Consider the following 16,422-nt stretch of genomic DNA (forward strand, 5'->3'; position numbering starts at 1 on the left):
CTCTAATAGTTGTACCAATAAAATGACTTTAGCAATATGTCAAATAAATTACAGTAATATTACATATTTCTACCAAATATTGACTACAAATATCATAATGGTATAATTTAACATAAAGGGCAAGTATAAAAAAATTATCAACAAGGAGGAAATATAGTGAAATCATTAAAGAAATATCTTGCATTTATGTTAGCAATAACATTAACACTAACAACATATTCATTTTCTTTTGCTTCAGAAGATATGGATGATGTTGAAGTAGTAAAGTCACTAGGAATGTTAAAAGGTGATGGGAAAGGTGTATCAGATGAATATCTTGCTAAGAAGACAACAAGATTGCAAGCTGCTATCATGTTCCTAAGATTAAATGGGCTAGAAGAAGAAGCAATGAGTTATACGGGAACGACAACATTTATTGATGCGAATGAAGTTTCATGGATTGCTGGAAGATCTATTTTAGCTTATTTAAAAGATCATCCAGATTTAGGATGGCAAGGAGATAATAAAGGTGAATTTAATCCTAATGATGTAATAAGTTCTCAAGCTTATACTAAGGTAATGTTAGAAGCATTAGGATATAAGCAAGGAGTAGATTTTACATGGTCTCAAGTATTTACATTTGCGAATAGCAAAGGACTTATAAAATCAGCTAATATAGAAACATTTACTAATAGAGATATTGCAACAGTAACAGTAGAAACTTTAAAAGCTAATAACAGTAAAGGTATAAAATTAGTTGATGAGTTAGTTGCTGCTAAAGTGATTGATCAAAGTATTGCAGAACACTGTGGTTTATGGAAGTCAGTTTCTATATCGGGTCTTGAGTCAGCAGTTGCCCTTAACTCAAGAATGATAGAAGTAAGATTAAAAGAAGCTGTTGAAGCTGTTGATGCTAGTATCTTCAAAGTAAAGACGGATAATATAATAATAGAAGTAGTATCAGTAGAACTAGCTCCATGGGATAAAGACAAAAAAACAGCGTTGGTATTGTTAGATAATGAGTTGAAATCAGGAACACTTTATTCAATAACTAGTGGTGATACAACAATTAATTTTGGTGGTAAATCCTCAGATATAACTAAACCAACACTTTCTAAATCATCTGGAATTGATTATAATGAATTTACATTAGAATTCTCAGAACCAGTTAGAATTGATAATATGAAACTAACAGTAGCTGAGAAATATAGAGATAGGAAAGATTTAGAAGTATATGGTTATGAATATATCAATAATAAAACTATTAAAATTATGACTTCTGATCAAAGAGGTTCTTGTTTATATGGTATAACAATTTCAGGAGTGACAGATTTAGCTGGTAATATTATGAAAGAAGATACTGATAATACTTTTGTAGGGACTGCTAAATCAACTGCTCCTCAAGCTGTTAATAAAGCTAAAGCAATTGATTATAATCAAGTATATGTTGAATTTAAAACAAATATGGATGTTAATTATATAGATACAGCAATTTTTGAAATTCAAGAAATGTATGGTAATAAAACAAAAATAGAAGTTTTCAGTGCTGCACAAGCTACTGCTGCACAAACAATGGAGTTTAATCCTGCCAATGATACAGATACTGAAAAGGCTACAGCAGTAAAAAAAGGTGTAGTATTAACAGTTGATGGAAAGATGGATACATCAAGACTATATAAATTAACCGTTGGGGGTATGAAAACTTTATATGGTAAAGATATGTCAACAACAACTTCTGATAAAGAAGCAACATTTGTTGGAATATCAAAACCTACAGGTTCATTTGCTTATGCATCTCAAGCTATTATGCCAGCAAGTGCAACATCTATCAAAGTTAAATTTGAAAGAAAAGTTGAGAAAGCAGTTGCAGAGGATATTAATAACTATATTATAGAGGAAGCATATGGAACTAAACATTCATTACCTGTTCTAGCTGCAGAGCTATTAGATGATTGTAAGACAGTAAAATTAACAGTTGGAGAAATGAAGAATGTTCTATATAAGCTGATGACTAAGAATATTATAGATATATATGGTAATTCCCAAAAAACAGGCTCAGATGCTGAAAAGACTTTTGTTGGTCAAATAAAAGAAGCTAAGATATCAAGTGTTTCAATTTCTAGAGTAGACGACACGCATATTAAATTAACATTTAATTCAAAAGTCGGTGAAAATGCTACAGATGTTGCATTATATAAAATAGATGGTGGGGTAGGATATCCAGAAGCTGTTTCGACTTATTCAAATGAAGTAAATTCTGTTAAGCTTACCATACCTAAAACAACAGAAACAAAAAGTTACAAGTTAACAGTTCAGGGACTTTTCAATGCTGATGGCGTTGCTATGGATGCTAGTGGTGTAAGTGGCATTTTTACAGGGCAAGGTATTGCAAAAGGTCTTCCAATTATTCAAGCTGCTATTAGTATGGATAGACAGACTGTTAAAATTTATTTTGATAGAGATGTAAACAGTTCAACTATAAAAGGAGTACTTTGGGGAAAATACAGTGCGGATGATGTTCAGCCATTTTTTATGGTAAAAGCTAATAAAGCAAATACATCTTATACTGGTTTATCAAATTTAAAAGCATATCAAGATGCTACAGATAAGAATGCGCTAATAGTTGTTGATGATAATGCAAGTTGGAATACAGGTTCAGATTTTACTACATATATGTTTGATCTTACATCTGCTTATGATGGTAAGTATGTAAAATTTGATTCTAATGTTACTCAATTAGAAGTTCCAGCTAATGGTAAAGTATATGCATATCCTACGGTAGAAGCTGCGCAAGGAATAGATAATAGGACTATTAAAGTATACTTCTCAAAACCGATATCTAGTTTTGATGCTTCAGATATCACTATTAGAAAAACAAGTGATAATACATCTGTTCTTGTTACAAAAGCACCAATACCTGTGGCAGGTACTAGTTATAGAGAATGGTTAGTACCAGTTGATACAAACATGAGTTCTGTTTCTTATAAAGCAACATTTAAACACTTATTGATTTATGATAAATATATTAATGGCATTAAATTATCAACAAATGCATACGAACAAAGAGGCGTAGACGTTATTACAGAATTCGCAGGTAATGGAAATAATTCTAATTATATTACAAGTGTTTATGCAATGATGACAGATGATAGAACCATTGAAGTATATTATCCTGAAGCAATGTATTACGATAAAAACACAATGGATAATGGAATTGCAGATGATTCAAATCATCAAAACGTTGATAATATAAATAGTTATCTATTAAGAAAGGTAGATGGATATTCAACTTTACCTGGGATTACACCTAATATAAAATATATAGATTATGATGAGTCAACAAATAAAGCAACAATTTACCTTGATAATAGTTTAAATTCTTCAATTTCTACTTTCGGATTAGTGGTAAATACACATATTGCAAATATTACTGGTAATAAAACAGTTGCTAAGTCTTCATATGACAATAATCCATTAATTATTGAAGTTGCTAAGAATACTTCAATAATAAATAAAGGACCAGCAATTGCAAATGCAGTTGTTTCTGGCGATAGAATGCATCTAACTGTTACAATGGATTCAGTTATCGCTTTTGGAGATAATACTCATGTGGTAGATACAGATGAAATTTATACCACTATAGATGAATTTGTTAATAAAACAACAGTAGATACTGTTAGTGATTCAACCCCTAATACAACAACATTATCCGTTACATCAGATATATTGAAAGCGCTTAAAATTGTAACTAAATTTGTTGGAGAGAGTGAAAAAGCTATTGATGCAAGTGATATATCAAATATTACTATTGGAATCGATGGAAAAACACTAGTATTTACATTTAATAAAGCTATTGCCCCAGGTGCTAATGGTCATGTTACTACTAAGACTACTAATACAACTTCTAATACAGGTATCTATAACTATAATATGGTAATGAGATCAAAAACAGATAATGAGTCAAAAATTACATTTGCGGCTCCTAATTCAAGTATTTTTGATCATACAAATCCTGAGGTAGCTAGTATATCAGCATATGAAAAAACATATGTAGCTGGAGAAAACCTTGATATTACGCTAACATTTAATGAAATTGTGAACATATCAGATAGTAATAAAGATAGTAAGATTACTATTATTGTAGATGGAAATGAAAAAGAAGCAAGGTTACAATCAATTACCTCTAATACTGCAACATTTAGATATGTAGTTGAAGCTGGGTTAGTGGATATTAATGGTATTGACATTAAAGACAATAGTTTAGTACTAGGAAATGGAGATACAATTACTGATGCTAATAATAATCCGTTAGTTCTTAACTCATTGAATGCTACAAATTTAGCAAATGTTAAAATTGATAGTACTGTTTTAGGCATAACTAATGTGACAGCTACAAATAAAACATATATAACAGGAGATAATATTGATGTAGTACTTACATTCAATAGAAATGTTACAGTAACAGATACAAATACAGATAGTAAAATAACACTAATAATTGGCAGTGAAGAAAAAGAAGCAGTATTACAATCAACAACAGCCAATACAGCAACATTCAGATATCAGGTGGAAGCAGGTTTAACAGATAGTGATGGTATTACAGTTAAGGATGATAGTCTAGTATTAGGAAGTGGCGATTCAATAAAAGATGCAAGTAATAACAATCTAGACCTAACATCATTAAATACTACAAACTTATTAAACGTTAAAGTAGATAGTGCTGCATTAACTATAACAAATGTAGATGCAACAGATAAGACTTATGTAGCAGGAGAAAATATAGATGTAGTATTAACATTTAGTAAAAATGTTACAGTAACAGATACAAATACAGATAGTAAAATAACACTAATAATTGGAAGTGAAGAAAAAGAAGCAGTATTACAATCAACAACAGCGAATACAGCAACATTTAGATATCAAGTAGAAGCTGGTTTAACAGATAGTGATGGTATTACAGTTAAGGATGATAGTCTAGTATTAGGAAGTGATGATTCAATAAAAGATGCTAATAATAATAATTTGGATCTAACATCATTAAATACTACAAACTTATTAAACGTTAAAGTAGATAGTGCTGCATTAACTATAACAAATGTAAATGCAACAGATAAGACTTATGTAGCAGGAGAAAATATAGATGTAGTATTAACATTTAGTAAAAATATTACAGTAACAGATACAAATACAGATAGTAAAATAACACTAATAATTGGAAGTGAAGAAAAAGAAGCAGTATTACAATCAACAACAGCGAATACAGCAACATTTAGATATCAAGTAGAAGCTGGTTTAACAGATAGTGATGGTATTACAGTTAAGGATGATAGTCTAGTGTTAGGAAGTGACGATTCAATAAAAGATGCTAATAATAACGATTTAGACCTTACATCATTAAATGTTACAAACTTCACTAATGTTAAAGTAGATAGTGCAATACCGACTATAACAGATGTAACAGCAAATGCAGGAACTTATGCTGCAGGAGAAAATATAGATGTATTACTAACATTTAATGAAGATGTTACAATTACTGATGATAACACAGATAGTAAAATAACATTAATAATTGGAAGTGAAGAAAAAGAAGCAGTATTGCAATCAACAACAGCGAATACAGCAACATTCAGATATCAAGTAGAAGCTGGTTTAACAGATAGTAATGGTATTGATGTTAAGGATGATAGTTTAGTATTAGGAAGTAGCGATTCAATAAAAGATGCTAATAACAACGATTTAGACCTTACATCATTAAATGCTACAAACTTAACTAATGTGCAAGTAGATAGTGTAGTACCAACGGTAACAGATGTAACAGCAAATGCAGGAACTTATGCTGCAGGAGAAAATATAGATGTAGTACTAACATTTAATGAAAATGTTACAATAACTGATGATGACAAAGATAGTAAAATAACACTAATAATTGGAAGTCAGGAAAAAGATGCTACTTTACAATCAACAACAGCAAATACAGCTATTTTTAGATATGTAGTAGAAGCTAATTTAGATGATACTGATGGTATTGATGTAAAAGATGATAGCATAACATTAGGTATAGGTGATTCAATAAAAGATAGTAATAATAATAGTTTAGATGTAACTTCACTAAATGCAAAAAATTTATCAACTGTTAAAGTTAATAGTAATATTCCTACTATAGTTAGAGTAACGTCTACGGATAATATTTATGGACTTAATGAAAATATTGATATTATACTTACGTTTAGTGAAGATGTTACTATAACAGATGATAACAAAAATAGTAAAATTATAATTATTATTGGAAGTGTTGAGAAAGAAGCTATTTTAGATTCAACAACAGCGAATACAGCAACATTTAGATATCAAGTAGAAGCTGGTTTAACAGATAATGATGGTATTACTGTTAAAGATGATAGTTTAACATTAGGTGTTGGTGATTCGATTAAGGATTCAACTAATAATGATTTAGATGTAAATTCATTAGATACAACAAATTTACCTAATGTTAAAGTTCAATAGTAAATTTAAGATTTCAAGTAATTAGCTATAACACAAATTAAGAAAGTAACCTAATAATAATTTAGGTTACTTTCTAATGTAATAATTAATATTAATTTTGTAGTATGTAAATATAAGTTGAAATACAACAAATGACATTTTTATAATAGAAAGATTATAAGAACGAAAGTTATAAATCTTTCTAATTTTATTATTAGCTTTTTACATAAGAATTTATGTATTACAAATATAAGCTTTATTTCTTCGCAAATCTTAATAAAAGATATACAATTATTTGGTAAAATGAAGTATAATAAATTAGAGAGGTGGTTATAAAATGTTGAAAAAAAGAAAAAATTTACTTTTATTTACACTAGTATTTTTAATGACACTATCAACACCAGTATCTGCTACTAATTATAAGTCAATAGACGAAATGGCATCGTCGCTTAATATTTTAAATATATTAAGAGGAAATGGTGATGATTATAATCTTGAAGGACAATTGAAGAGATCAGAGGCAGCAGCTTTTATTGTCAGACTACTTGGTGTTGAAAAAGAGGTAATAGCTGATAAGGCTAAATATGTTAAAACAGAATTTCTAGATGTTCCACAAGATGAATGGTACTCCCATTACATAGGTTATGTATCATCTAAAGGTATTGTTAATGGGTTTGGTAACGGTAATTATAAACCTGATGAATATGTATCAGAAAAAGCATTTACTAAAATGGTTCTAGGAGCTATGGGTTATTATCAAGATAAAGACTTTCAATGGACTAATATTTATAAGTTTGCTTATTCAAAAGGACTTTATAAAGATGATATATACAAAACTAAGCTATCTGATGATTTATATTACACAAGAAAAGGTGTTGTAAAAATATTATATAACTCATTAGATAAACAAGTTGAGGATATTAATAAATCTATTATTCAAAGACTTATAGATAATGGATTTACAACCAAAGCGAAAGCTGAGCAAACTGGTTTGTATAAAGAAGACAGTATTAAAACTGAAATTAAATCTATAAAATCAGTAACTAATGATAAAATAAAAATAGTTTTAACAGAAGAAATAATAAAATTTGATAAATCTAATGTAGTTATTATAGAAGAAGAAAACTCTAATAAACTAAATGTAAAAGATATTTTATTTAATAAAAATATAATAACAATAATTACTGATAAACAGATAGCTAACAAAAATTATGAGATTAGTTTATTAAACATTACTGATAAGGAAGGAATTAATACCTCAGAAATAAAAAGTAATTTTGTTGGATTTCAACAACAAGAAATAATTTCTAATTTTTTTAAAATTTCTAAAGTAGAGGCTGTAAGTAAAAACATTATTAATGTATATTTTACACATCCAATTAATCAAAGTGCAGGAATTCCAATGTATTTTGATATTAAAAGAGGTGGAGAGATGTATGTAGATGGTAGTTTTTCTAATCTTTCTGCAAAAGTTCTTGGAAGTGTTGATAATTGTGTAAGTCTTTTCTTAAAAGAGGATGATTTAGCTGAAGGTACTGACTATTCTGTTGTTATTAGTGGTGATTTGGCTAGTAATTATGGAGTAAAATTAAATGATGGTAGTGGAGAAGAGTTTGGATTTATTGGTAATCATGATGATAATCAAACTTTGCAGATAACTAATGTTGAACCTATTGAAAAAGATTATATAATGGTTACGTTCAATAAAGATATTGATGTATCAACTGCAACTATACCATCTAATTATGAGTTAGAAGATACTGATGCTAATATAATAATGAACAGTTCATTGGGTGCTTCTATGGCAGGCGAGGGTGCAGATAAGTATAGAAAAGTAAAAGTTAGATTTATAAATATGAAGAAAGATCATAATTATTTACTTAAAATAAAGAACATAAAGGATGCATATAAACAAAGTTATATATCAGAAGAGATTGCTCCTTTTTATGGATATCCTGATAATGCGGCTAGTCTTAAGATAGATTATGCATATTCTGAAGATAAGAATACTGTAAAAGTATATTTCAATAGAAATGTACCTAGTAATATTGTTAATGCTACATTTGTGATGAATGGTGTTTCCTTTGTAAGTAAACAATTTTTAGATATTGAACCTAGAGTTTTAACTCTATATATAAATTCAAGTACACCACTTCAAAATGGTACTAATTATAAATTAAGTATAATTGGAGCAAAAAATGAATTTGGAGTACCATATACTGGTTCTATAGAATATACGCTTCAGGGTACCTCTACAGAATCTGGAGATATTGGTATTACAGAATGTAAATTTATTGCAAATGATACTGTATTCATAAAATTTAACAAAGAAATTAATCAATCAGCCAATAATGCTTCAAAATTTAAATTAGAATATACTGAATCTGATACCACAAAAACTATAACAGCTTCAAATATCAACTTTATTGATAGCAAAACAGTATCAGTTAAATTTAGTAATATTGATATGAATACAAAATATAATGTGAAAATAAGTAATTTAGTAAATTTCTCAAATCAATTTACTACCAGAGAAGTATCATCTTCAATAGAACAGTAGTAAATAATAAATAAAATCATAGGTTGAACCTATGTTTCTACCTATGGTTTTTATATTTCAACGACAAAATAATCATAAATAACTAATGAAGAAAGGACGGTTTTTATGACAAAAAAAATTAGTGCATTATTATTAGTTTTATGTATGATTTTATCTACTAGTCATAATATATATGCTATCAATAATAACGTAAATAAGATTAACGTTTTGACCAAATTGGAGATTCTTAAGGGTAATGGAAATAGTTTGAATCTTGAGGGACAATTATCCAGAAGTGAAGCAGCTGCTTTTATAGTTCGACTTTTAGGTGAAGAACAAGAAGTTACAAATAATAAAGAAAAATATAACAATACTGGTTTTATAGATGTACCTCAAAACCAATGGTTTGCTCCTTATATAGGTTATTGCGTTCAAAAAGATATTATAAATGGATATAAAGATGGTACATTTAAACCTAAGGATAAATTAGGTGAAAAAGCATTTTTTAAACTTATTTTGACGTCTTTAGGATATAAATATAATGAAGACTTTACATGGAACAATGTTTTTTCTAAAGCATATGGTATAGGATTAGTATCTGACCTTAGTTATTCAAATGGACACAAAGAAGATACCAATTTTACTAGAGGAGAAGTAGCTGATATTATTTATCGTACTCTTCAAATGAAAAACAATAAGACTAAAGTCAGAATGGCTCAAGCATTTGTTGATAATGCTATGATATCTAAATCAGATGCAATAGAGTATGAATTAATAGAAGATGAATTAGAAACAAAAATTTCAAGTGTTATTGCAAAAAATTCAACTACTATAGAAGTCACTTTTAACGAACATATACAACCTATTACACTTGAGAATATATTAATATATGAGGCTAGTGGTACTACAGAAATTCTACCAATACAAGACATAAGTAAAAAAGAGTCAACAGATACGTATATTATCAAAACTTCAGAAGACCAGAAAATGGACGAAGAATACATTATGTTAGTGGATAAGGTTATAGATACTAATGGAAATCCAGCAAATACTTTAAATACTAATTTTATGGGATTTCGTGCTGATGAATTAGTATCCGATTTCTTCAGAATAAGTAAAGTAGAAGCTATAAGTAATAATATTATTTATGTTTATTTTACACATCCAATAAATGATAATGCTTTACAATCAGCTTTTTACACTATTGAAAAAGATGGAGCAGAAATTATTAAAGGTGATAATACTAATATTTTAATAAACAAATTATCTACTTGTAATAATGGCGTTTCAATATTTTTTAAAAGTTATGTATTTACAGAAGAAGAATATTTCAATTTAGATGTTAATGGACAATTGTCTAGTACTTATGGAGTTGGATTGAATAAAGGTGATGGGGACTCAGTAAAATTTAAAGCATCAGTATTACAAAATGATATTTTTAGTGTTGAAAGCTGTTTACCAGTAAATAATCGTACTATACAACTTAATTTTAATAAAGAGATTAACCCTAAAATAGCAAAACAAGTATTCAGTTATTATATAACAGACTATAATAATACTCCAATTAAAATTGATAAAGCTGAAGTACTGCAAGAAGGTGTTGATGCGGGGAAAGCTGTACGATTAACTATTAATTCAGTTATTTTGGTTAACAAAGAATACAAAGTACTAATTAATCATATGACAGATGTAACAAACCAATTTTCAATCTATGATAAAGAATATTTATTTACTGGAAATTATTATACTGTTAAAGATATTGAAATAGAAGCTGTTTTACCAGTTGATGAAAATACAATAATAGCTTATATTAGTAAACCACTTGATGAAGAATATGCTAAGATAGCTAGTAATTACCAAATACAAGGTATTACTACACCATCATTTATGGCTATACCAACAGCAGTCTATTATGACAATGAAAAAGATTCGCATATGATAAAGATTTATTTATCAAAAGATAAAAAATTGAAACAATCCCAATCTTATAAATTAAGAGCTATTACATTAAAGGACACCATGGGTAATGTACAACATGTAATAAAAACAAATCAATTTAATTTCACGTCCAGTAATTCAGTTGATATTTTTATCAATGAAGCCAAAATAATTGGAGATAAGACTATCAAAATAGGATTTAATAAAGAAATTGATTTTAATATTAATAATGTGCTAGCGTCAAATTACAAATTAATATATGTAGAAAATGGCGTAGAATACAGTAAGATACCTATAGGTGCAAATTATATAGATGAAAATACAATTACACTAAACTTTGATGTTTTAAATCTTGAAAAAGACTATAAAATAACATTTTCTAAATTAATTGATTATGGAAAAAATGAAACAGATAATAAAGATGGTAAATATTCTATGGAAGTTACTTCAGGAAATTAAAAGTTATTATATATCCCAATAACGTATGGTTATTGGGTTTTTTATTTCACAAATATATTATTAATATAAAGTTGAAATTTGTTTTAAATATAATATTAGAAAAACATATATTATGTATTGACTATATAAACATCTAATGATATTATTAAATTGTAAAATTAAATATAAGGGCAAACTTACTGAAAAGTAAGGACGCAAAGCTAGAGTCTAAGGTAAATACTATGACAGTTCGGCTGCTTTGAATCATATATATATTCAAAGCAGTTTTTATTTTGTCAAAAACTAGAATTATATAATTTTATAATTATTAGATTCGGAAAATAATAAAGCAATATTGCTTTATTTGTAATATATTTTAATATTAACAACATAATAATAAATATCATCATGTTGACAATATTATATTCAAGATAAGACTGATAATGATTTTCATAAGGTTAACCACGTTCCAAAAAAAACGAGGCTGAAAACAGAGAGCCTACCTCTATAAGAAAGAAGGACAGAAAACTATTATAAGAGGTGATTAGTTGAAAAAGAAGTTTTTAAAGAAATCGTTAGTGTTTTTGTTTGCTTTCATGTACTTAACGAGTAATTTAGTATATGCTCAAACAGAACAACAAGATTTAACTGGTAATATTATAATATCAGAAAATGTAACAGAAAATACAGGAGAGCCAGTGGAAAATCCAGGAGAGCCAGTGGAAAATCCAGAAGAGCCAGCTGAAAATTCAGGGGAGCCAGTGGAAAATCCAGAAGAACCAGCTGAAAATCCAGAAGAGCCAGTGGAGAATCCAGAAGAACCAGTGGAAAACCCAGGAGAGCCAGTGGAAAACCCAGGAGAACCAGTGGAGAATCCAGAAGAACCAGTGGAAAATCCAGGAGAGCCAGTGGAAAATCCAGGAGAGCCAGTGGAAAACCCAGGAGAGCCAGTGGAAAATCCAGAAGAACCAGTGGAAAATCCAGGAGAGCCAGTGGAAAATCCAGGAGAGCCAGTGGAAAATCCAGAAGAACCAGCTGAAAATCCAGGAGAACCAGTGGAAAATCCAGAAGAACCAGTGGAGAATCCAGAAGAACCAGTGGAAAACCCAGAAGAACCAGCTGAAAACCCAGCAGACCCAGGAGAAAATCCAAGTGAGTCAGGGGATAAACTAGATCAATCAGAGGATTTAGATGAACTAGAAAGTGCTAGCAGAGATATGGATATGTTATCCGCTATAATGCTAAATGAAAATGAGTATATTATTAGTTGGATAATTAATAAATCTGCTACATTAGCAGTAAATCAAGTAAGTGGTGCTGATATCAGAGTTGAAAAAGAACAAAATTATAGATATAAGTTAACAGCTACAGCTAATGACGAAAGTCATAGAATTGTAGGTTGGAAAATAACAGACACTAGTAATGGTTCTGAATCAATTTTTAGTAAAAGTGATATACGTATAGGAAGAAGACCAACATTATTTAATACAGATGTTGATTATAAAGTTAAGAAGAATAGAAGATATGAAGCTACTCCAATAGTTGAAACCATATATTCACTTACTGTAAATTATGATAATTCACTAGGAGAAGTATATATTGATGGTACCAAAGTAGATAATGGATATAGTGCAATATATGAAGAGGGTACTTCTGTTAATCTAAAGGCATATTCTTATCAAGGATATGAGCCACAAAATCAATTTAAGAATATGGATATTACTATTAACCAAAAAGAGATTATAGACGTAGTGTTTGATTCTAAGGAACAGGTATATGATAAAGACTACTATCCAGCAGATGGAAGTTTTGCAGGAATAGTAGGTCATGGACATGATCCAAAGGATAATCCATTGGAAGCCGCATTAAATATATCACCAGATAAAGATGTGTATGAAGTAGGTGACAACGTTAATCTAGAATTCAGTTACAATGTGGTTAGTGGTGATAATGGCGGTAATAGTTTAAATGAGGTTAAGGTATATAGGCATAATACTAGCACTCCATTATTTGCCGAGAATAATTTCCCTAACACTGTTCAAGATATAATAACTATACCAAGTACTAAAACTGAATTAGATAATAATTATGTATTTGATGTTAGTAGTAAAACTTATTCAAAAAATCTAGAGTTTGATTTAGTAGATCAATATAATGATGATCCTCAAACAATACTAGATTCAGCTACACAAAATATCAAAGTAAGTGTTTCTAATGTATGGTTAGATGCTCCTGTACTTAATACAATAGATGTAACCATGAAGTCAGGAAAAGTATATTGGGAGAAATTAGCTAATGCAAATGATTATGATATAAAAGTATATGATGAGAATGGAGTTTTATTAGATCATAGTTTGGTTATTGAATTTGATGATGTAACTAATAGATATTATGTAATTGATAATAGTTTAACTCCAGGTACTAAATATATCTATAAAGTAACTGCAAGTAATTCATTTATGACTAGTGAAGAAGCTGAAACTGAATTAGTAACTAAAGTAGCTACTATAAAAGTATATCTTGATAATACCTTAGTAAATAGTACAGATGGAAATTATGATTTTGCTAAGATTATAACATCAATAGTAGATGGCAAGTTTAATCTATCAGCTTATTCATATAGAGGATATGAATTTGACAGAATAGAAGGGGCAGCAAAAAATCATTTTGAAACAGGAATAGCAGATAATGTAACTATTGAAATATATTTTAATTCTAAAGAAGATATTTATGGCCATAAATTCTATTCACTAGATGGTACTGCTTATGGTGAAGAAGGAGAATTGATGGATGATTTAAGAACTGGTACTATCGAACTTGATAATCCTAGTACAGATGAAATTGATTATTCACATAGCCATACTATCACAGCAAGACCAGGTGAAAGTATTGATATTAATACTAGAATGACATGTATTGATGGAGATAATGAAGAAGCTAAATTATATGATTTATGGGTTTATGTTAATGGAGAAAAGTCGGATGATATAGGGCATATTGATATACCTTCAGATCCAGGTTTATCTGGTGTTCATACACTAACAATTCCTACATGGGATGAACTTACTGATCTAAATAATTTAACTTACAAATTTGATTTAATCGATATGCATAAATATACTTGGGCAGCAGGCTTAACTGATAGTTCAAGTATAGAAGTAGATATTGATATACCAGAATATCATAAGATTACTGTTGTTAAAAATAATGCTGTTGTTGGTATATCTGGACAGAAAAAAGTTCCACAGATTATCGAAGACAATTATGGTTCGGATTTATATTTAGCAGATAATGTACCAATCACATTTACTGCCAATCCAATCAGTAGTGATTATGATAATCTAGTATGGACAGTTAATGGATTAAATGAAGATAATTATAGTATTAATGGAAACGTATTAACGATTAATAACTTTAATGCTGATGTTACAGTATCAGCATCATATAGCTTGAAACAATTTACTACAACAGTTAATCACACAGAAGGCGGTAATGCAGGTGTTGTTTCAGGTGACAACTTATTAACTCAATTGACTAGTGATATCCATACTAATATTACAATAAAAGCTGTACCAGAAAAAGATGGAACAGATGATATGTACTTAGTTAAATGGTATAGAGTAGTTGGTGAAAATAAAGAATTTGTTTCAAACAATAAAGAAATAACAGTTTCAGTTACTAGCAATGAAACATACCTAGCTGAATTTAATATCAAACAATTTAATATTGAACCTAATTCCAAGATTAATAGCCTTCTTGGAGAGCTTCAAGTTGCGGTAATTCCACAAGAATTATTAACAGATGAGATTAATAACACAATATCTTATATGAAGAAAAATAAAAACAATAAGATTACTGAGGAGTTAGCTAATAAATGGCAGGAGTATGTTAATAACTTGGAAAGTAATTCACAAATTACTTTTGAAAAATGTTTAGCAGGAAATGATGTAAAATATGATTATGGTACTATACTAGCGGTAAAAGGTGTACCTCATAATTCATTTGATGAGTTTAAGAAATGGAATGTATTAACTAATTATCCTAACCCTAGGTTAGTTTATATGAATCAAAATAGGAGACCTTTACCTTTATTTGAAGATATAGTATCTTATATATTAACTGTAGATGTAGAGAATAATGGTCATCTTAATGAATCAGAATTATCTAATGATACATCTGTTAGCGGTAGATATAATGGTGAATTTATAGAAGACTATGTGACAACATTTAAAATTGTTCCTGATAGAGGTTATTATCCTTTAGCTTACTTAGTTAACACTGAAGATAATTCAAAGACTGAGTACCCTATTACTGTAAATAACGGAGAATACTTGGTTGAAGTTAATATGAATAGTAATAAAAATATTGCTGTAGAATTTGAAAGAAAAGAATATATTATAGAAGCTAAAATAATGCCAGGAAAAGAGCATTCAGGTAGAATTCATCAAAACAGTGAGACTTTTAAATATTTATATGGAGATAGTGTAACAATAACAGCTGAAAGATTTGGTAATTATGTTTTTGATGGTTGGTATACATTTAGTGAAGCTACTGGATATTCAAAAGTAAGTGGAGATTTTGCTAATCTATATGATCTGGAATTTGCAGCTGAGGAGAATTTAAAGCTATTTGCTAATTTCTATTTAGTTGTTTATCCTGGTCCAGAGGAGCCAGAAGAACCAGAAAATCCAGATCCAGTTAATCCACAACCTACAGAGCCAGAAGAACCTACACCAGAGCCACAACCTATAGAGCCAGAAGAGCCAGCAACAGATGAACCATTAATAGAAATACCTGAAGAACCAGTTCCAGAGGGCAATTTAGCAGATACCGATACAGATAATGATACAGATAATGATACAGAAGAATCTGTAGAGGGTGAAGAAATAATCGATATCCTTGATGGAGAGGTTCCTCTAGGAACAGCTGATAAACTTCCAAAAACAGGTGGAGTACCAGCTCAGTTATTCTATTTATTTGGTAGTGCATTCATAGGAGCAGGTATCAAGGTTAAGAGAAAGAAAAAATAATATTTCAACAATAAT

General features: G+C 29.1%; 4 protein-coding genes and 1 riboswitch. All 4 genes read left to right on the forward strand.

Going from position 1 to position 16,422, the window contains the following annotated elements; translation table 11 throughout:
• Nucleotides 1-156: 156 nt before the first annotated feature.
• The 4 genes from AACQ14_RS00385 (at nt 157) to AACQ14_RS00400 (ending at nt 16,407) form a co-directional block, all read left to right on the forward strand.
• A complete protein-coding gene (locus AACQ14_RS00385; RefSeq protein WP_339361579.1) occupies nt 157-6,483 on the forward strand; it encodes a beta strand repeat-containing protein in 6,327 nt (2,108 codons plus the stop codon).
• Nucleotides 6,484-6,799: 316 nt separating this feature from the next.
• Complete coding sequence (locus tag AACQ14_RS00390) at nt 6,800-9,022, forward strand: S-layer homology domain-containing protein (protein ID WP_339361580.1); 2,223 nt, start codon at nt 6,800-6,802, stop codon at nt 9,020-9,022.
• A 105-nt stretch (nt 9,023-9,127) separates the two neighbouring features.
• Nucleotides 9,128-11,398 carry an S-layer homology domain-containing protein gene (locus tag AACQ14_RS00395; protein WP_339361581.1) on the forward strand — a complete coding sequence of 757 codons (2,271 nt, stop codon included), beginning with the start codon at nt 9,128-9,130 and terminating at the stop codon, nt 11,396-11,398.
• 159 nt (nt 11,399-11,557) lie between these two features.
• Nucleotides 11,558-11,639, forward strand: a riboswitch (cyclic di-GMP riboswitch).
• A gap of 286 nt (nt 11,640-11,925) precedes the next feature.
• Entirely contained in the window at nt 11,926-16,407 is a 4,482-nt protein-coding gene (locus AACQ14_RS00400) for a hypothetical protein (protein WP_339361582.1), read from the forward strand.
• The last annotated feature ends 15 nt before the right edge of the window (nt 16,408-16,422 follow it).

Origin of the sequence: Vallitalea maricola, assembly GCF_036985595.1 — a bacterium.
GTDB classification, from domain to species: Bacteria; Bacillota; Clostridia; order Lachnospirales; family Vallitaleaceae; genus Vallitalea; species Vallitalea maricola.